A 20515-nucleotide genomic window follows, 5' to 3' on the forward strand; every position below is an offset into this window, starting at 1 on the left:
CCTCCCTAATCCGGGGTAGATAGCTAAATGACAAATTCGAGGTAAGCTGTGAAGCAAATAGCTAAAAGTGTATTCATATTGTCAAGCCTGTTTTTCTTAACAACGGCTCTACCTGCTAAGACGTACAAGATTTCCGGTAAGGTCATCGACCTTGAAGGTGAGGGTGTACCCGCAGCCCAGGTTGTCCTACTGGATGCCGATGGTGAAGAGGTGGGGAAAGAGACCACTAAGAAAAGGATCGGGAAAGGTGGTTTTGAATTCAAAAAAATAGATTCAGGAACTTATACTCTCAAGGCCAGTGGTGACGGCGGCGAAGCGACCCAGGAAGTGACTATTGATGAAGATAATGTTAAAGGTGTTGAACTGACGCTTGGTGCTGAACCTGCGCCAAAGAGAAGGGCTGCTGCTGGGGTTGGTGAAGGTGAGGAAGAAGGACCAGCGGAGCGATTGCCCCAGGAAGAGTATGTGATGACTGAGATCAGTTTTGAGCTGAAGAAAATGGCGGCTGAGCTGGATCATATGTCAGGGCAGGTCCGGGACCTTCAGGCCAGAAGTGAAATGTGGGTTAACCCACTCTCCATTTACCAGAAAGAGATTATTCTTGATAACGGTAGTACAATGTTCGGCAAAGTGGTCTATCAGGATGAGGATATCTTGAAGGTGGAAACAATTGTGGGCTACCTGGTCATTGACAGGAGTACTGTTGTGAGGATCGTGGAAAATGTAATGGCACAGGAGGAGCCTGAATATGTACCGGAGCAGATCCGGGAATCTTACAGTCCTCCACCCATGCCCAAGCTAGCTCAGCCTCGTTATGTTTCTGCCGAATCTGCTGACCGCGCCTCCAGCCGTCGTAGGGCCGCTAATATTGTTCTTGTAGGCAACATTTCTGAGAAAAAGGACCGATCTAATAACGTTGCACTGGCGGGGCAGGTGAAAAATGTAGGCGGCCACCGGGCCGATTTTGTTAAAGTTAACTTTGTTATCCGGAAAAACTGGAGTGGTGAGACCAGAACACTTACAACTTTCGTAGCTGGTTCTTATTACACTTTTGATTCCGGGATTACAACCGATTCTTCACTTCTCCCGGGTGCCACAGGGAATTTTGAACTTATCATTCCCGCTGATGTGGGGTCATTTCTCGGTTATTCGTATACTATTGACTGGGAAGAGTACGAATGAGTAACAGCTGGTGTCTCTGGCTAAGGTCGTTCTTGATTCTCGGCTTTGTTTTTTCCACTCTTATTGGTCAGCAGTCGTCATCTGCGTTCTCTTCAAATTCCGATGCCTTTTTTCTTGATCTGGGCGTGGTCATTGAACCCGCAACAGGGAAAGAGGAAGTAGACCGCTATATCAAATCACCTCCGGAGGAAGCTTCCTTTTTTCTTGATAAGAAGCCTAGCGGATCGGTCTACATGGCGACCACCAAACAATTGCATGAAACACTCCTGCGGATTCATGAAAAAATTGAAGGTCTTGAGACAAATCTTCATAACGAAATGACCGGTTTTAAAGAAGAGAATTTCCGGCGTATAAATGACCGTATCACTTTGTTAGAAAAGGCGCTTGGTGCTCAAATGACAACACTCCGGACAGAAAACAAGGATCTGCGGGGCATGATCTCCGATCTTCTTGCGCAGGAGGCACCTGTAATCGCAGAAGCGTTTTCTCCTTCTGTGATGGAAAAAATCGCCCCACCTGTTCCCGGTGTTACGTTGGAAGAGTTGACGGTATTAGAACCTGAAGAAGATGCTGTGACGACTTCAGAAGCGCCACCTTTCAACAGGATGGTCTACATGAACGGTGTTCTTGCTTACCAGCGGGGAGATTACGGTGCAGCGGTTGGACATTTTGAGAAACTGTCCCTGGCTGAACTGGATGATATCACAGCCGGCAACATTCTCTACTGGCTTGCTGAATGCTACTTCCGCCTGGACAACTTCCGTGAGGCGTTACGCCTGTTACAATGGGTTGATGTGCTATTCGAATCTGATAAACGTGATGACGCCATGGCCCTCACCGGCATGGTGTACCGAGAGATGGGAGAGTATAACCAATCGCAGCAAGCCTTTGCTGAAATCATTGACTTTTTCCCTGACAGTGAATATCTCCGCCTTGCCCAAATGGAGCTGAGGAAGGGAGTGAAATGAGATGATATCGCGGCGACTTTTAAGACTTCTCGTTCTTGCCCTCTGTTTTTTGGCTCATCTGTCTGCGGTGACGCGTGTGTCGTTCACTCATCCAGGTTTCATGATGAAAATCCCAACCACCTTTATTAAACGGTCCCCCTACCTATTTACCTCCGGTTTTACTACAGAGGTTCACAGCTTTTCACCGTTCAATACGGCGAAGGGGGTCTTTTTCAGTATGGATGTCTCCGACCGTTTTACCCTTGGTTTTTCTTCCGGACAAGGGGCGGACACCACAGCAGTGGAGAAGATTCTAGAGTCGACTTATATTCCCCCAGTGGAGTTCGGCTTTCATACACAGTACAAAGTTTTTGTTCGTCAGGATATGTCAGTCACAATTGGTTTGCATGACGTCATTTTTGAAAATGATGCAAGCGAAGGTTTAAGGCTCGATCCCAAGCAGCTTACCTTCTTTGTCGCCGTGGGGAGCGAGAAAGAATTTGGCCAGTATCACATGAGTACCTATATGGGGTTTGGGACTGGTGGCTTCTCTGTACAGCCCACAGCCCTTGCTCCCGGTACTGCTGAGGCTGACACCGTATCGCAGGGGATGGGTGCAGGTGTCTTCGCTGGCGTTTTGCTAAAGACACCATTCATGCCCAAGTGGGGCGGAATAGATTTTGTGGGTGAATTCGACGGTGCAGGCCTCAATGTGGGACTCCGCATCCCCCTTACCTCGGATTACCGCCTGGGCCTAGGATTCACCCACATAGAAAATTTGCCTGAGTTTTCTAATAAATATGATGCAAAGCACCCCGGTCTTGTGATGAATTTCACAATGACGATCCCGAAGGGTGTGCCTGGGTTACCTGGTCTTCCAGGAGCGCCGTCACCTGTGCCTGATAGAATTGCGGGCCCGGGGATCGGTATCATCGACTCAACACTCATGGCAGCGGACGGTGCAGTAACTGTACTGCGGGATTCACTAAAATTGTCACGACACCAAGTGCGAAACCTTGCCACGCAGGTTTCCCTTTTGCAACAGAAGTCAGTTTCCCTGGCAGATTCTGTGAAATCACTTAACCTTGAAAAGAATGTGTCGCAGAAAAGTATTAACCGCGCCATGCGCCATCTGTCCCGGTCGCTCCGTTATTTTCATTCCGGAGACTACAGGGAAGCACTTCAGGAAGTGGAGACAGCCCTTGATATGAACCCCAACCTGGCTCTTGCCTATGCTCGCCGGGGATCTATCTATTATCAGCTTGGCGATCCGCAGAGAGCGACAATTAACTGGAATCTTGCTCTCCAGATGGATCCAGAATATGATGATGTGCGAAACATTTTAAAGGCTCTTCATGAGAATAGACTTAAAACAACAAGTTTCTCCAGAGATGAGGATTAGTTCATGGATATTGCCACACTCGTAGGAATTCTTTTAGGGCTTGGCTTCACTATTGGGGGTATTGCCATGGCCGCTATAGCAGCTGGTGCTTCAGCCATGGTCTTTGTTTCCGGTTCCAGTTTTGTCATTGTATTCGGGGGGATGATTGCTTCCGTATCGGTGGCCTTTCCTCTTTCAGAAGTACTGAAACTGGGGGCAGCCATGGGTGCTGTTTTTAAAGGCAAAGACGAAAAGCTTGGCGGGCTGGTAGACGAAGCGGTTGATTTGGCCGATGTGGGGCGAAAAGGCGCTGCGGACCTGGAAAAAGGTGTTGAAAGCGTCAAAAATTTTTTCTTCAGAGACGGAGTTCAAATGGTGATAGATGGATACTCAGAAGAAGAGATTGTAGACATTCTTAATACACGAATTGATTACAGAGAGATCCGTGAGAAGAGTCAGGCTGAACTTTTTAAAACCATGGGAAACATGTCGCCGGCTTGGGGAATGATTGGTACGCTTATTGGCCTGGTTATCATGCTGTCCGGTTTCGGCGGTGAGGGCGGTGGTACTGACGCCCTTGGAATTGGTATGTCCGCAGCTCTTATCACTACTTTTTATGGAGCACTTATGGCAAATCTTTTTTTCTTGCCCATGGCAGCAAAACTGAATTCACGTATTAGCCAGACAAGCACGGCACAAGCCATGCTAGTGGAAGCATCACGGTTGATCCACCAGCGCAAACACCCTCTTATCGTTAGAGAAAAATTAAATTCGTTCATTCCTCCGAAGGAGTGGAAGAGAGAAGAATAATCCTCATGGCAGCTACTGCCCAAGAAAAGAAAAAATATATAGCTAAAGGCCGTGACCAGGTAGATGAAGGCCTGCCTGGCTGGTTTGGCACCTTTGCTGATATGATGACTTTGCTCTTTGCGTTCTTCGTATTGCTTGCGGCGATATCTACAATTGATCCGGTAAAGCTTCAGGAAATGGCTGATGGTATGGGTAAATCGGTAGGCAAAAAGGAAAAATTGGACAATCAGTCCATGTCCCTGTCTGATGTGAAGAAAGCGGCAGAAAAAATGGTAGAAGAGATGGAAGCTGATCCTGAGACGGGAGAAAAGCCCGTAGAGGTGACAACTGGGCCCAAAGGTGTTACTATCGGCATATCCTCAGATATCAGTTTCTCCTCTGGTTCTGCTAACCTTAAGTCAGGGATCGTGGACGTTCTAGACAAAATTGTGCCCACCATTCAGTCTTCCTATTTCATGGTGGCTGTAGAAGGACATACAGATACAGATATACTTCCTCAATCCATACAGTCAATATATCCCTCAAACTGGGAACTTTCAGGCGCCAGGGCTTCTGCTGTGGTAAGACAGCTGATAAATATGGAGGTGTCCCCCACGAGGCTTCAATCTGTCGGTTATGCGCAATATGTGCCGAGAGATCGACCACAAGACAGAGTAATAAATGATGAGCTCATCGCAGAGCTTAATGCTACAAAAGAAATGAAAGCCCGAAATCGTCGCGTGGAAATCACCTTTCTTGCGTCCGGTATTTCGGGATCACAATTGTCTAAAATCGAGGAGGAAACTCCCGTAAAACAGTAATATTCCGAGGTAAAGGGAGAGCGGTAAAATGAAAATGCGGATTATTAAGTCCTTCATAGGACTCACACTCATAGCGAGCATAACGGCCCAGGAGTCAACCTACCTAGCCCAGAAATTGATGCTCGAGAACGACCTGCGCAGCCGAATCGAATCGGCTCTGCAGAAAATCATGGACGATCACAGGTATGTCCTTGATGTGACTGTGGACCTTAAGTTCACGCCTACTATAACGGAGGAAGTGACCTTTCGTCCGGCAGGTTCTGATGATGCGAAGTCAGCAGTCATGTCAGGCAGACAGGAAGCGGAAAGATCCATTCCCATCACATCTGAATCTCGAGAGCCACGCTCACGGATGACAGGTATTCCCATACCGGGATTCGATTTTCAGAGTATGGAAGATGAAGAGCCTGTGGTGGAATCTGTAGCTGAAGAGCCAGCTGATATGCTGGTGGCAGCACCTAAAGGTCCCAGGGAAGGTTCTCAGATTTTGAGTCAGTCCTACAAGGATACGAAAGCTTCAGTTCCTATTATTGAGAGACTGGAGGTGAGCTGTATTTTGCCCGAAGGTTCTGCACCTGAGCTCATTGAAAACGTAAGACAGATTATTATGGTGGCATCTCATTTTGACAGAAATCGCGGAGATATGCTTTCTGTGATGACCGCCTCTTTCCGTCAAAGGAAAGATGAGCGGACGGCGGAGTCTATCATACTCCGTTCTATTGCTGCAAAGATCGATCATCTGGAGGAGAAACAGGCTGATGCTGAGGCGCAGGTTGCGGAAGACTGGCGTATGGAACTTGAGAGTTGGAAGGGTGAAGAAACCCGGCGCCGGGAAGAAGAACGTGCTGTCTGGCGAGCTGAACTGGATCGACTTGAAAATGACCGGATGACCAGGGAATTTGATAACGAGCGGAAAGCATTGCTTGAAAGAGATTCACTCCGGATGAACCAGTTGACTGATGAGATCTCTCAACTCAGAGATGTTCTTACGGGGCCTCAGCTCTCTGAGGAAGAGCAAGCAGTGGCTGTGCAAGCCATGACCAGCAAAGAAGTGGAGAAAGCTGCACTGGATTCTCTGATTGAAGAAAAACTGGCCATGCTTGAACAGGCACAAAAAGAAATGGAAAGCATGGGAGGCGGGATGAGTAATATTCCCATTTATCTCATGAGTGCCATTTCATTGTTAGCTGTTCTGGCCTTGGCAGCGGTGATTCTGTTCAACGGACGTTCCAAACCCAAGTATGTTATGCCACCGCCATGGATGATGCAGCCACCGAAAAAAAAAGCAATGAAAAATAGTAACGGGGATGTTTCAACAGCTACCACAGCTACCACAGCTACAATGGCTGCCCCTGTTGCGGCACCGCCCACCCCGGCTCCGGCATTTCAAGAGGACCCCAGTGTTCTCCAGTCTGAAGTGAGTAAAACTCGCGAGTCTGTTGTTAGCATGAGTGTGGGTGACCCAGAGGTGGCCACTTCCGTAGTTCAGGATTGGTTAGAGCAAGAAGCACCTCCTCCGCCGGAAGAACCGGCTGCTACACCGGCACCGGCTCCAGAGGCTGAAGAGGATGATGGTAAAAAGAAGAAAAAGAAGAAAAAGAAGTAGGTAGGCACAGGCAATGATTACTGAATACTACAAACTAGCCGGAATTGACAAAGTTGCTGTCCTCTTCTCCATCATCGGGGAGAGTGTTGCAGTGAAACTGTTAAAGAGTCTCAGCGAATCAGATATTCGTCGTATTCGCGCGCGAGATAGGGAGATGGAGCCTGTTTCCACTGCTTTAAAAAAGCAGATATTGGATGAGTTTTACCTTGGTATCATTTCTCAAAAGCTGAAAAGTGAGGGAGAACCAGAATCGAGGAAGCCGTTTGATTTCCTTGAGGAATTGGCTGATGAACAGCTCATTGCTTTACTGGAAGTGGAAGAGCCGCGCATCATTGCCATCGCCCTTGCTCAGGTTTCGTCTGAGCGCAAGATGAAAGTTTTGGAACGCCTAAATCCTGAGACTAAGGGCCAGGTACTGATACAGATCGGGTCATTGCAGAATGTTCCTCTTGAGGGGATTGTGAATGTGGCCAGTCAGCTCAGGACAAAGTCGCTCTACCTACCGAAAGGGGTAGAGTTTGCCCGCGGCGGCGGGAAGGATGTGGCGGGTCTTCTTGGGCAGATGTCTTCTTTTGAGGAAGAGCAGTTTATGGAAACCATCACCCGAGAGAACCCTGAGTTGGCAGAAGAGATTAAAAAGTACCACCTTACATTTGACAATATTCTTTCCTATTTCCCTGAAAATCTGCTTCGTGATCTTATGAACTCCGTGGAGCTTGATAACGTCGCTCTTTCCCTTAAGGGCTACAGTCAAGAAGAAGTGGACAAGGTAATAAAAAACCTTCCTAAAAAGAAACAGGCCATGTTTGAACCGGTGGAAGGTGCGGCAGCGAAACGTGATGTGGACAAAGCTCAGAAGTCCATTGTTGACGCCGCTCGGCAAATGGAGAAGGACGGCAGATTTAATCTGGAAGACCTTCTTGGCTCTGCCGAAATGGTTGAATAAACCAATACCTGACCCTCTAATAAGCTTTTCTGCCGAGGAATCAGATATTATCTGATTTCCGGTTTTTACTTCAGTTATTATGATCCGCTGAAAAGCGGTGGGTGGGCACTCTCAAAATCTGTCTCCTTCTGAAACTTCCGTGCCACTTCCAGAAGGGATGCTTCATCATAAAGATTACCCACAAGAATAATGCTTGTTGGCCTTCCCTTTTTATCAAACCCGGCTGGGATAGATAGTGCTGGGTGGCCCGTTAGGTTGGTAATAAGGGTCTGGTTGCCGCCCCGCTGGGGTGAAATGATCACATCATAATCTTTCATCAGCTCATGCATGGCCTCAATGAGCCTGCCCCGGTGACGGTTGGCTTGGAGGTACTCAACAGCGGGAATAAAACGGGACTGCCTCAGGGAGTTGACTCGGGAACGTTTCGTCTGTTCAACCATGAGGTCATCTCTGTTAGAGAGTAACAACTCATCAAAGAAAGCACCAGCCTCAGCCCTCAGTATAATATCGAAGGTACGGAAAGGAAAATCTTCCGGGAGTTTCACCGGCTTAAGTTCAATACCCATATTAGTAAACACCGCCAGAGCGGCCCGGCCGTTTGCTCCTGAATCTGTGGTGTCCTTTTTAAAAGCCTCTTCTAGATAACCGACCCTTAATTCCTGACCAGGGCTGGCCCAGAAATTATTGAAAGAGGCTTCAGTGGTCGTAGGATCTTTTTTATCCTTACCTCGAATAGTATCAAATACAATGGCACAGTCCGTAGCAGAGCGACAGATGGGGCCTACTTTGTCCATGGACCAGGAGAGGACCATGACGCCCGTTCTGCTCACACGGCCGTAGGTGGGTCTAAGACCCGTCACTCCGCACCGTGTAGAGGGAGAGACGATGGACCCCCAGGTCTCTGTCCCTAAAGCAAAAGGAACCAGCCCAGCGGCTGTTGCTGCGGCTGGGCCGGCGGAGGAACCGCTGCTCCCTTGTGTGGTGTCCCAAGGGGAAATAGTTTTCCCCCCAAACCAGACATCGCCCCGGGCTAGGGCCCCGGAAGTGAGTTTGGCCACCAGCACGGCACCGGCGGCGTCCAGTTTTTTTACCACTGTTGCCGTCTCTTCAATCACCTGGTCTTTGTAAGGTTCAGATCCCCAGGTGGTCTTGTATCCTTCCACAGCAATAACATCCTTCACCCCGTAGGGGATGCCATGGAGTGGGCCCCGGTAGTTGCCAGCGGTAATCTCTTCATCGGCTTGGTGGGCACTTTTCATGGCTCGGTCTTCCGTTAAGGTGATAACCGCCTTGAGTATGGGGTCGTACTTTTTCAACCGTTTAAGGAAAAATTGTGTTAGTTGTACGGAAGTGATTTGTTGTGACTGCACCAGAGCGGCCAGTTCCATAACGGAATAGAAGGCGAGGTCATTACTGTCCTCCGGCAAGGATACGCCATCGGGAATTTTCCAGGTGACCGGTTTCTGATCCACGGAGACTTGGAAACCGGTGGGATGAGGGTTGAACTGTATCACCGGCAGATCACTGTAATCTAGAGGAAATGTTCGCATGGTGTCGTAATTGGCACGGTTGCGGAGGAGATAATTATACATAGTGTCAATCTCCTCCGCAGTGAAGTCAAGCCCCAACATGCGCTGAGATGCCATTATATCTAATTTGGTGAAATCTGCATCCTGGGTTTTCTCCTCTCTTGCACTTTTCATGGGTGCACAGGCTAAGAAAAAGAGAAAAGGGACCAAGTATGAAAACAGAATGGTTCTGTTTTTATTCATATTAAGCAAGGGTAAAGTCCCCGGTCAGTATTTGATCTGATCGGGAAGTTTTGGAAGCTGGCCGGCGTTTTTTCTCGGCCGGATGTCATTGTTGGCAACACTCCACCCAGTGAGGTAGACGAGACGGGACACTTTTGCCAGTTTATTAAAGTTGATCTTGTCAACCGTGTCCGTCGGTTTGTGATAATCCTCATGTGTCCCGGCGAAATAGAAAATGATGGGGATACCGTACTGGGCAAAGTTGTAGTGGTCACTCCTGTAGTAAAATCTTTCAGGATCATCCTTGGAGTTGTACCGATAGTTGAGGGAGATATCATCCAAACTGGAGGCGGCGTATTCGTTAATCTCGTGGAGATCCTGGCTGATCATGTTGGAGCCGATAATATAGATACTGTCCGGAGCATTCCTTCCCACCATATCAATATTGAGATCAGCAACTGTGTTATTAAGGGGAATAAGCGGCTTTCTGGCGTAATGCTTTGACCCTAAAAGCCCTCTTTCCTCACCAGAAACAGCCAGGAAAAGAAATCCTCGTCTTGGCCCGTTTTTATTCTTTACCACAGCTTCGGCGATTTCCATGAGAGCGGAAGTTCCTGTGCCATTATCATCAGCACCATAGTAAATCTTTCCTTCCGCATTTTTCCCTACATGGTCGTAATGGGCGGAGATAACAACTGTCTCGTGCCCAATAAAGCTGTCGCTCCCTGGGAAATAGCCTGCCACATTCTGTGATGCGATGGCCTCTTTTTCCAGATCCACATTGAGTCGCACGTAACTTCCTGACAGTGCCTGGCTGTTGGATCTTCCTTCTGCCTCCAGCTCCACCTGGAGTTCTCTCACTGTTTTGCCTGAAGTGGCCACGATCCGATCCGCCGTTGTCTCGGAAATGGTTAAGACAGGGACAGTGGATTCTGATGTGGGGAGTGACATGCCCTCCCGTCGGAGCCAGCTTTTCCACCGCTTGAACTTGTCGGAAAAAAGTTCATCGGATTTGGGATTAGAGGCCACAAGTATGGCGGCGGCACCATTCTTTTTTGCGGCGTCTAGCTTTTGTCTAAGGTCCGCATACCGGGTATCTTTTGAGCCGTTGAACCGGCTCGGATTGTCTAGCTCCGGCTCACCGTCTATAATGAGGATAACGGAATTCTTCACATTTATTGTGGCATAATCGTCATACTGGTGCTCCTTGGCCGTAATGCCGTACCCGCCAAACACAACAGGCGCCTGCACTTCCATACTGGCCGTCAATCCTCGGGGAGAGACGAAAAAATCCTCGCCGTACTGGAACCGCTCCCGGACAGAACCGCTCCCGTGATCTACAAGGAGGGAAAGTTCATTATCGCTTCCCAATTTTGTTTTTACCAGCTCATATCGCTGGAAGTATGATTTGTCGGGACCAAGGGGTGTGAGGCCCAGGCGCCTGAACTGGGAGGCGATATATTCGGCCGCGATCTGAAGTCCCGGTTCGCCGGTGGCTCTGCCTTCTGTAACATCAGACGCTAAAAAAGTGAGGTGTGCCTCGAGGCCAGTGCTTGAGATAGACGCCATTCCACTGCGGGCTTCCTCAATGTCAAACGTGGGTGAAAAATAGATTCCCGCCTGAGCCAGCAGGCAGGAGAAGGGAAAGGCTGTAACAGTAAGAATTTTCACGGCAGAGCGAAGTTAAGACAGGACCTTCATAGAAAAAAGATTGGAGGTCCTATTGCTAACTTAGCTAATTATTTTCAATCACCGCCTGGGCAGCGGCAAGACGGGCAATGGGGACTCGGAAAGGTGAACAGCTCACGTAGTCCAGACCTATCCTGTAGCAGAAATGTATGGAGGCGGGATCACCACCATGCTCACCACAGATACCGATCTTTAGTTCACCGTTTTCACCGCGACCTTTTTCTACTGCCATCTCCATGAGCAGCCCCACACCTGACTGGTCCAACGACTGAAAGGGATCTTCCGGTAAGATGCCTTTTTCAAGGTAAGCCGGCAGGAAACCGCCGATGTCGTCCCGGGAAAAACCGAAAGTGGTCTGTGTAAGATCATTAGTGCCGAAAGAGAAGAACTCAGCTTTGCGGGCAATCTCATCAGCGGTGAGACATGCTCTCGGGATCTCAATCATGGTCCCCACGAGGTAGGGGTACTCAATATTAGTTTCGTTCTTTACTTTCTCTGCTACTTTCCGCACGATAGTTTCTTGATGATCATATTCAGCCTGCGTTCCCACCAGTGGAATCATCACTTCCGGCAGTGCATTGACTCCCTCTTTGGTAAGCTGTGCGGTGGCCTCAAAAATGGCCCTCGCCTGCATTTCAGTAATCTCGGGGTAGGCAATCCCCAAACGGCATCCGCGGTGCCCTAGCATGGGGTTCAATTCATGAAGAGCGTCAATTCTGGCCTTCAGTTTTTCTTCATCCGTTCCCAGTTCTCCTGCCAACTCCTCTATTTGGTCTTCAGCCAAAGTGACGAATTCATGCAACGGAGGATCCAGCAGCCGGATTGTGACTGGAAAATCATGCATTGTTTTCAGGATCTCGTAGAAATCTTCCCGTTGGAAGGGGAGAAGTTTCATAACAGCTTTACGGCGGGCCTGTTCATTTTCAGCCACGATCATTTCCCGTATGGCAAGGATTCTCTCCGGGTCAAAGAACATGTGCTCTGTCCGGCAAAGACCTATACCCTGGGCGCCGAAAGCACGGGCCTGGGCTGCGTCTTCAGGTCTTTCAGCGTTTGTCCGGATGCCCAGTGTCCGGAAGTCATCTGCAATTTCCATGAGTCTGTTAAAAGATTCATTTTCACTGAGGTCGACCTGTGCCAGGGCCAGCTCACCCAAATAGACCACACCTTTTGTACCGTTGAGGGTGATTACATCTCCTTCATTCAGGGTCCGCCTATCTACCGTCATTTTTTTACTGCGGCTGTCAATGTTCAGGACGCCACACCCCACCACGCAGCATTTACCCCATCCTCGGGCTACCAGTGCAGCGTGGCTAGTCATACCTCCCTTGGCTGTGAGAATGGCTTCGGCGGCGTGCATGCCGTGAACATCTTCCGGTGATGTTTCATTACGGACAAGGATGACCTTTTTTCCGTCCTTGGCCCAGGCCTCGGCGTCGTCCGCCGTAAACACTATCTGACCTGTGGCCCCGCCGGGCCCCGCCGGCAGACCATCCGCCAGCCTTGTGGCTGTCACTTCCGCTTCCGAATCCACCATAGGGTGAAGAAGCTCATCCAGTTGGGACGGTTTTACACGGCCCACGGCTGTCTTTTTGTCAATGAGCCCTTCAGAAAGCATATCTGTGGCCATCTTTACGGCGGCCATGCCATTCCGTTTGCCTACCCGTGTCTGGAGCATCCAGAGGCGGCCGCTCTCAATGGTGAACTCGATATCCTGCATATCGTTGTAATGTTTTTCCAAGTTTGACCGGATCCCGTCCAACTCATCATAGATCGAGGGCATGGCCTCATGAAGGGTGGGAAGCTCCCTGTTTTTTTTCGTCCGTCCCCACTGGTTGATGGGGTTGGGAGTCCGGATGCCCGCTACAACATCTTCACCCTGGGCATTGGAAAGCCATTCACCAAAGAACTGGTTCTCCCCTGTAGCAGGGTTCCGGGTGAAACCAACACCGGTGGCGCAGTCGTCACCCATGTTGCCAAACACCATTGTCTGCACATTAACAGCTGTTCCCCACTCTTCTGGGATGCCTTCAATACGGCGATAGGAGATGGCCCTTTTCCCGTTCCAGGATTGGAACACGGCACTAATACTGCCCCATAATTGTTCATGAGGATCATCGGGGAACTCACTTCCCAGAACATCTTTCACCGTGGTTTTGAAGAGTTCTGAGAGCTCTTTCCAGTCGTCACCGTCCAATTCCGTATCTTGGGTTACACCTTTCTCTGCTTTCCGCTGGTCAATGAATTTCTCCAGCTGCTCCCGTATGGGAATCCCGTTATTAGGTTCCACTCCGCCGGCTTTCTCCATGACCACATCTGAATACATCATTATAAGGCGCCGGTAGGCATCGTAGACAAATTGGGAGTTGCCGGATTTTTCTATAAGCCCCGGAATAGTTTTTGAAGTAAGACCTACATTCAGCACTGTCTCCATCATTCCAGGCATGGAAATACGGGCACCGGAACGGACGGACATGAGGAGGGGATTTCCCGGGTCACCAAAATTGAGGTCCATAATTTCCTCAGTTTTAGAAATAGCCTCCTCCACCTGATTCTGTAATTCAGGCGGAAAGTTTTTCTCATTTGCATAATAATAAGTGCACACTTCCGTGGTAATGCTGAAACCGGGCGGGACTGGAATCCCCAGGTTTGTCATCTCTGCTAAGTTAGCCCCTTTGCCACCGAGCAGTTCTTTCATTGCGGCGGTGCCGTCTGCTTTTGAGTCTCCGAAAAAGTATACGTATTGCAAAAGTTTTTTCCTCTGGCCCAATAAATTAACGAGGAATTTAGAGTGAGGTACAAGTTGAACCAACGGCTAATTGAGTTGATTTTCAGACAAGCGGTGTGTACCATTCCGGCCAATCGATTATGGGGGAAGGATAATGTCGGAAATATTGTGGCGGCCTTCACAAGAGCGGGCAGAGAAGTCACAGATGAATCAGTTCAGGCTATTTGTGAATAAGAAGTTCGGACTCGGTCTGGACGATTACTCGGATCTCTATAACTGGTCTGTTAATGAGATTTCCGATTTCTGGGCAACTATGTGGGCTTTTAGTGATCCTGTTGTATCACAGGGGTACCACCAGGTGGTGGATGATGAAACCAAAATGCCTGGGGCAAAGTGGTTCAGCGGCTCCAGGCTGAACTTTGCAGAGAACTTGCTCCGCCGCCGGGACAGCCACACCGCAATTCTTTCAAGGGCGGAAGGGAAAAGTGACAGGCGCATTACTTATGCCGAATTGTATAGTGAAGTAGAGAAGATGGCAGCAGCTTTTCAGGAGGCCGGTGTTGAGAAAGGCAGCAGGGTGGCTGGATTTCTGCCCAATATTCCTGAAGCCATTGTTGCCATGTTAGGGGCAGCCTCCTTAGGCGCTGTTTGGAGCTCTTCATCGCCCGATTTTGGAATTAAAGGTGTGCTGGACCGTTTTCGCCAGATTGAGCCAAAAGTTCTCTTTGCAGCTGACGGATACCAGTATAATGGGAAGCCTGTTAATTCCTTGGATAAGCTGAAAGGGATTCTTACTGAACTGCCCAGCGTAGAGAAAGTGGTCATTGTCCCTTTTGAATCAGAGAATCCGGATCTGTCAGGCATTGAACAGGGGATCCTCTATGAAGACTTCCTGTCAGCTAAGACACCCGCTATTGATTTTGCGCAGTTGGCTTTCGATCATCCTCTTTACATTATGTATTCTTCCGGCACCACCGGCTTACCGAAATCTATTGTCCACAGTGCCGGTGGTACGATGCTCCAACATATGAAAGAATTGCGTCTTCATTGTGATATCAATGACGAAGATACCGTCTTCTACTTCACCACCTGCGGTTGGATGATGTGGAACTGGTTGGTGAGCAATCTGGCTATGGGTGCAACAATTGTACTGTATGATGGCTCTCCCTTTCACCCTGAGCCGTTAGCCATGTGGCAAATGGCTGAGGATTTTGGTATTACCGTTTTCGGAACCAGCGCTAAGTTCATCGCCGCTTGCCAGGGGCGCGGGTTAAAACCCAAAGAGCGACACGATCTCAGCTTAGTTAAAACTATCCTTTCCACCGGTTCGCCACTGGTGGAGGAGAGTTTTGATTATGTTTACAATAGTGTGAAAGAAGACGTTCTGCTTGCCTCTATCTCCGGCGGAACAGATATTATATCGTGTTTTGCAGGAGGCAACCCTACGTTGCCAGTCTACAGGGGTGAGCTTCAGTGCCGCGGGCTTGCCATGAAAGTTGAATCTTTTGACGGGACTGGTAAGTCACTTATTAATGAAAAAGGGGAGCTGGTTTGCACGCGGGCATTCCCCTCCATGCCTGTCACTTTCTGGAACGACCCGGATGGTTCAAAATATCGCAATGCCTATTTAGTTGATTTTCCCGGTGTTTGGGCTCACGGTGACTACATTTCAATCAATGAGCATGGCGGTGTGAAAATATTCGGCCGCAGTGATGCAACACTGAATCCCGCCGGTGTCCGCATCGGCACCGCAGAGATCTACCGTGTTGTGGAGGCCTTTCCTGAAATAGAGGATTCCCTTGCAATAGGCCAACAGTGGGAGGGTGACGAGCGGGTCATCCTTTTCCTCAAAATGAGTGAAGGAGAAGAAGCCAGTGCTGATCTGGAGAGCAGATTAAAGGAGGCCATTCGTTCCGGTTGTTCACCTCGACACGTGCCGGCAAAAATGCTTGTCGTACCTGACATCCCTTATACTATCAACGGGAAAAAGGTGGAAATTGCTGTTAAGAAGATTATTCATGGTGATGAGGTACTAAACCGGGATGCACTGGCCAACCCTGAATCACTTTCATTTTATAATAATTTAGAGGCGTTGAGGAACTAGATGGACACCTTCAGTCACGCATTCTGGGGTAGAGGACTTTTTGGTTATCGCGGGCATCCGTGGTTTGCCCTTTTCTTTGGTGCCGCGCCTGATCTCTTCTCGTTTGGAATTCTTTTTCTTGTTCGCCTGGCCACCCTCCAATTTCGGATGGGACCGCCGCCGATGGAGACAATACCGTGGTGGGTGTTCATCAATTATGATATCTCACACAGTTTTGTGAGTGCGTTTGTGGCTATCGGAATTGTCAGTCGATTCCGGAAAGATCTAGCTTTCGCCATGCTTGGGTGGCCTTTCCATATTCTGCTGGATTTCCCGTTCCACACACGGGCGTTCTTCCCTTCAAAGATATTCTGGCCTCTGTCGGATTTTACTGTAGATGGTATCAGCTGGGGGCAGCCTATAGTGTGGTTCCCGAACTTGGCTGGATTGATCATTCTATTTGTTTATAGGCGGTGGTTCTGGCCTGCAAGGAGACGATTTGAATAAGAGGTGTTTCTAGGGCAGTTGCAGTAAATTCATCAATAAGCAATTTCTGAGAACAGCAGTTAGTAATGAATCAATCCCTTGTTGGAAAAATCTACCCTGCCATGGAATATGAAGTGGGTAGGGAGAAGATTTTTGAATATGCCCGTGCCACACTCTCTACCAACCCCTATTGCACAGACCCGGATTTTTCGTCAAAGTCCCGCTATAAAACAGTAGTAGCTCCCCCAACCTTTGTGGCTACCTACAGCCATCAGGCCATGCGGTATGTTTTCGAGGACAAAGAGCTTGCCATGGATATACCAAGAATTGTTCACGGTGAACAGTCATATGAGTTTGGTAAAGTGGTGAGATCAGGAGACAAAATATCGACTACGGTAAAGATTGTTGATATTTTTAGAAAAGAGAATAGGGAAGGACTTCAAAATGAGTTTCTCATTATAGAGACGGAATCGGTTAATCAAAAAGATGAGTTGGTGTGCAAAGGCAGGTGGACTCTAGTGGAGAGAGCCCATGAGTGACCGTATAAAAATTGATAAATTCCTACCTTACTATTATTCAGGGGCCAGTGGTGATTTTAACCTTATTCATATCGATCCCGATTTTGCTCGAGCAGCTGGTCTTGAAGGAATTATCCTTCAAGGACTCTGCACTATGGGTATTGCTGCAAATCGTCTTATTGGGGATGAGGACCCTGGACGATTGAAATCCATTAACGTCCGATTCGCATCTCCGGTCTTTCCTGAAGATGAACTGGAGATGGAGACGGAAACGAGAGATGATCATGTACGTTTTATAGTGCGGAAGGATTCAGGAGAAGAAGTCATCTCCAAAGGCAAAGCTGTTTATCGATGAGTGAAGCCTTTGGGGGCCTGACTCAGGAGGTTGTTAGTGGTGTCGCCCTCGGTTGTATTTATGCCCTCATCGCTCTCGGATTCACCTTAATCTTTAAAGCCACGGAAGTTGTCAATTTCGCCCAAGGGGAGTTGATGATGGTGGGTGCGTACGTCAATTTTTTCTTCGTCTCCACACTGCTAGAGATTCCTGTTTTGAACGGAGCCTGGGTGTTTCTCCTAGCATTGGTTGGAGCCATTGCTTTTGCCTTTCTCTTCGGAACGTTCCTTGACCTTATTATAAACCGGCCTTTGAAGGATGAACCGGTCTTCTCGGTTATTATGGCGACCATCAGTTTGGCCATTATACTCAGAGCAGTCATGGCGATCATTGCCGGACCTATCACACGAATTCCACCATCCCCGTTCGGCAGCAGTGTTGTGACTGTTGGGAATGTGGCCATTTCAACACTGGACATATTTATTATTCTCAGCGCTGTGATACTTGTCATTGGTTTTTATCTCTTTTTCAATCGCACGAAGTGGGGAATAGCTATGAAGGCGACATCTGAAGATTCCATGGCGGCTCATCTTGTGGGAATCCCGGTGAAAAAAGTGTACCGTAATGTATGGATTTTCTCCATGGTGGTGGCAACCATCGGAGGCGTTCTTTTAGCCCCGCGAACCTTGCTTGACACGAACATGGGTTTCCTTGGGCTTAAGGCATTCCCGGCTGCGGTCTTGGGCGGATTTGGCTCAATTCCCGGTGCCATTTTGGGAGGAGTAATCATGGGTGTTATTGAGACGTTGAGTATGGGAACGCTCTCTTTCCATTTTCCCTGGGTGAAGGAAATCAACGACGTCATCGTCTGGATTGTTCTCATTGCAGTGCTCATGATACGGCCAACAGGAATTCTTGGACGGGAGGAGATTGACCGGGTTTAACTACAGGTAAACAGAGAATGAAAGGTAGATACGATGATGAGAATTTGAAGTGGGTCGCACCGCTGATCGTTCTTGTCATTCTTGTGCCGTTTCTGGTGCGGGGGATGACTTTCAGCTACCGGTATTACTTGTATGTCTTGAACATTGCGGGAATCTATACCGTTCTCACGGTGGGACTGGATATTCTGAGCGGGTATACAGGACTTATATCGCTGGGACACGCCGGATTTCTGGCTATCGGGGCGTACACATCGGCGATTCTCGTAGATCAGGCGGGCGTCCCATTTGGTCTGTCTTTGATCATAACACCTCTGGTTACTGGGCTGTTCGGGCTAATGGTTGGTTTCCCCGCGCTGAGAATCTCTGGGATGTATCTCGGACTGACCACCATGGGATTCGGTTTCATTGCCCGCCGTCTGATTATCGCCCTCAGGGCGTGGACTGAAGGCTCGGCGGGCTTGGAGGTGTCAAAGCCTGTACTGTTCGGGTTTACATTTGCGAACGACTGGGACAATTATTTCCTCATTTATGCTTTTGTAATCCTAGTGATTGTTCTTTCCAGGAGAGTGGTGCAATCAAAAGTAGGCCGAGCCCTCATGGCCATCCGGGACTCGGAACGGGCTGCTGAAGCTGCTGGTGTGGATCTTACGCGATATAAGCTGTTCGCTTTCTTCATATCTGCGGTTTTGGCAGGTCTTGCGGGGGTGCTGTTTGCACATACCATGCGCTTTATCAGTACAGATCATTTCGATATCTTATTGTCTATCTATTTTGTTATCATGGGGCTTGTTGGAGGGCTCGGTTCTATATATGGTGCTGTCTTGGGTACGGTATTTATTGTATTACTTGATTTTCTTTTTATTCCTTTGTTTAAAGATTGGCTTGCATTGTTCTTTTCTATCGAGGTAGCGGACATTCAGTCCCTAATATTCGGGCTTATAATGTTCCTCTTTATTATATTCCAACCGATGGGCTTATACGGCATGTGGCTTAAGTTGAGGATTTACTGGAAACTGTTTCCTTTCAACCCAAGGAAGAAGTTCACTTAACTGAAGGAGGACTCATTATGACACGACTCACTCAATTATCGCTGACATTTTTGCTTTCCATTTTTATGGCTTGTGCTGGCCGTGAGCCAACACCGGGCGTCACCGATTCGGAGATTTTGATCGGCAATATTCAAGACCTGAGTGGCCCTATGAAGGAATTAGGTATGATGCTTCCACACGGCTCAAATCTCTATTTTAGTTACATCAACGAAAAAGGAGGCGTGCACGGAAGGAACATCAAAATGGTCATAGAAGACCATCAATACAATCCTCAGAAATCAGTAGCAGCGGCCAAGAAACTTATTGATGTGGATCAGGTTTTTTGCCTTTACCAAGTGATCGGAACTTCTCCATGTGAGGCGCTCCGGCCACTATTGGAGGAGAATGGTGTTCCTCTTATTGCACCGGCCACACAGTCTGGGACGATGTCCGACCGGTCTAGAACAGGGTGGAAATACATTTTTCATACCGATACAGGTTATGACAAACAAGCGAACATTCTCGTGGACTATGCTTACGAACAAAACGCCGATGCTAAAGTGGGTGTGATCTATCAGGACGACGATTATGGTGCAAACGTGTTGAAGGGAGTCGCTGAAGCTGAGCAACGACACGGCGTCACGGTTCAGAAGGAGGCCTATCAGAGAGGAGCCACAGATTTTGCCGGGCAGGTGATGAACCTGATGAAAGGTGAAGCAACACATGTCATAATTGGCGGAATCGTACGAGAGCCTATTATTGTAATGAAGACTGCTGCTGCCATGAACTATGCACCTCAGTTCCTCGGCATCAGCCCAACCATGGATCATCGCGTGGTTCTTGGCGCCGGCGAAGCAGGAGAAGGATTCATTGCGGCGAACTTCGCTGAACTCTATAACTCTGATACGGAAGGTGCCAAACTCTATCGGGAGCTGTTTAAGAAGTCTGGTACCGATGAGAAAGTGATGGGGATGTATAACTTCTACGGCTTCATGACAGCCATGGTTCTTGTGGAAGGATTGGAGCGTGCCGGTAAACGGCTGACACGGGAAAAGCTTATCACAGCCATGGAAGGGATAAAGAACTGGGATGGCATGGGTGTTTTCCCCGGCCTTTCTTATGGTCCAAATGACCGTGCCGGCACAGAAGCGGTTGCCCTCGTTGCAATCAAAGATGGGAAACAACAGATCATCTCGGACTGGATCAAATAACAGTTTGAGCAGATATGGAGAAGTGGGGGGAGGCACTCTCCATTGCTCCAGGTTTCGTTTGTTCCTTTCTA

Annotated in this window: 17 protein-coding genes; 14 read left to right on the forward strand and 3 right to left on the reverse strand. The window is 48.6% G+C overall.

Going from position 1 to position 20515, the window contains the following annotated elements:
* Positions 1–48 precede the first annotated feature (48 nt).
* From EYO21_09500 to EYO21_09530, 7 genes are read left to right on the forward strand one after another with little or no spacing between them, the layout of a single operon-like run.
* Complete coding sequence (locus EYO21_09500) at positions 49–1182, forward strand: carboxypeptidase regulatory-like domain-containing protein (protein ID HIB04040.1); 1134 nt, start codon at positions 49–51, stop codon at positions 1180–1182.
* Positions 1179–2150 carry a tetratricopeptide repeat protein gene (locus tag EYO21_09505; protein HIB04041.1) on the forward strand — a complete coding sequence of 324 codons (972 nt, stop codon included), beginning with the start codon at positions 1179–1181 and terminating at the stop codon, positions 2148–2150. The genes EYO21_09500 and EYO21_09505 overlap by 4 nt, the downstream gene beginning before the upstream one ends.
* 1 nt (position 2151) lies before the next feature.
* A complete protein-coding gene (locus tag EYO21_09510) occupies positions 2152–3531 on the forward strand; it encodes a tetratricopeptide repeat protein (protein HIB04042.1) in 1380 nt (459 codons plus the stop codon).
* Positions 3532–3534: 3 nt separating this feature from the next.
* Complete coding sequence (locus EYO21_09515; GenBank protein ID HIB04043.1) at positions 3535–4320, forward strand: motility protein A; 786 nt, start codon at positions 3535–3537, stop codon at positions 4318–4320.
* Positions 4302–5120 (forward strand): hypothetical protein, encoded by an 819-nt coding sequence (locus tag EYO21_09520; protein HIB04044.1) that lies wholly within the window; start codon positions 4302–4304, stop codon positions 5118–5120. Before EYO21_09515 ends, EYO21_09520 begins: the two co-directional genes overlap by 19 nt.
* A gap of 28 nt (positions 5121–5148) precedes the next feature.
* On the forward strand, positions 5149–6726 hold the full coding sequence (locus EYO21_09525; GenBank protein ID HIB04045.1) for a hypothetical protein: 1578 nt from the start codon (positions 5149–5151) through the stop codon (positions 6724–6726).
* Between the two features lie 13 nt (positions 6727–6739).
* Positions 6740–7672 carry a hypothetical protein gene (locus tag EYO21_09530; GenBank protein ID HIB04046.1) on the forward strand — a complete coding sequence of 311 codons (933 nt, stop codon included), beginning with the start codon at positions 6740–6742 and terminating at the stop codon, positions 7670–7672.
* A gap of 77 nt (positions 7673–7749) precedes the next feature.
* Here EYO21_09530 and EYO21_09535 read toward each other — a convergent pair whose 3' ends face one another.
* The 3 genes from EYO21_09535 to EYO21_09545 all read right to left on the reverse strand — a co-directional run bounded on the left by EYO21_09535 (position 7750) and on the right by EYO21_09545 (position 13882).
* Positions 7750–9444: an amidase gene (locus EYO21_09535; protein HIB04047.1), complete on the reverse strand. Its 1695-nt coding sequence runs from the start codon at positions 9442–9444 to the stop codon at positions 7750–7752.
* A gap of 24 nt (positions 9445–9468) precedes the next feature.
* A complete protein-coding gene (locus EYO21_09540) occupies positions 9469–11094 on the reverse strand; it encodes a M28 family peptidase (protein HIB04048.1) in 1626 nt (541 codons plus the stop codon).
* A gap of 64 nt (positions 11095–11158) precedes the next feature.
* Positions 11159–13882, reverse strand: coding sequence for a pyruvate, phosphate dikinase (locus tag EYO21_09545; protein HIB04049.1), 2724 nt, complete (start codon positions 13880–13882; stop codon positions 11159–11161).
* 112 nt (positions 13883–13994) lie between these two features.
* Between EYO21_09545 and EYO21_09550 the strand changes: the two genes are divergently transcribed.
* The 7 genes from EYO21_09550 to EYO21_09580 all read left to right on the forward strand — a co-directional run bounded on the left by EYO21_09550 (position 13995) and on the right by EYO21_09580 (position 20444).
* A complete protein-coding gene (locus tag EYO21_09550; GenBank protein ID HIB04050.1) occupies positions 13995–15944 on the forward strand; it encodes an acetoacetate--CoA ligase in 1950 nt (649 codons plus the stop codon).
* Positions 15945–16430 carry a hypothetical protein gene (locus EYO21_09555; GenBank protein HIB04051.1) on the forward strand — a complete coding sequence of 162 codons (486 nt, stop codon included), beginning with the start codon at positions 15945–15947 and terminating at the stop codon, positions 16428–16430.
* Between the two features lie 65 nt (positions 16431–16495).
* A complete protein-coding gene (locus EYO21_09560) occupies positions 16496–16948 on the forward strand; it encodes a MaoC family dehydratase (protein HIB04052.1) in 453 nt (150 codons plus the stop codon).
* Positions 16941–17282 carry a hypothetical protein gene (locus tag EYO21_09565; protein HIB04053.1) on the forward strand — a complete coding sequence of 114 codons (342 nt, stop codon included), beginning with the start codon at positions 16941–16943 and terminating at the stop codon, positions 17280–17282. The genes EYO21_09560 and EYO21_09565 overlap by 8 nt, the downstream gene beginning before the upstream one ends.
* Positions 17279–18205 carry a branched-chain amino acid ABC transporter permease gene (locus EYO21_09570; protein HIB04054.1) on the forward strand — a complete coding sequence of 309 codons (927 nt, stop codon included), beginning with the start codon at positions 17279–17281 and terminating at the stop codon, positions 18203–18205. The genes EYO21_09565 and EYO21_09570 overlap by 4 nt, the downstream gene beginning before the upstream one ends.
* Before the next feature lie 17 nt (positions 18206–18222).
* Positions 18223–19254: a branched-chain amino acid ABC transporter permease gene (locus tag EYO21_09575; GenBank protein HIB04055.1), complete on the forward strand. Its 1032-nt coding sequence runs from the start codon at positions 18223–18225 to the stop codon at positions 19252–19254.
* 17 nt (positions 19255–19271) lie between these two features.
* Complete coding sequence (locus tag EYO21_09580; protein ID HIB04056.1) at positions 19272–20444, forward strand: hypothetical protein; 1173 nt, start codon at positions 19272–19274, stop codon at positions 20442–20444.
* Positions 20445–20515: the final 71 nt, after the last annotated feature.

Source organism: Candidatus Neomarinimicrobiota bacterium, assembly GCA_012964825.1.
Lineage (GTDB): Bacteria > Fidelibacterota > Marinisomatia > Marinisomatales > S15-B10 > UBA2125.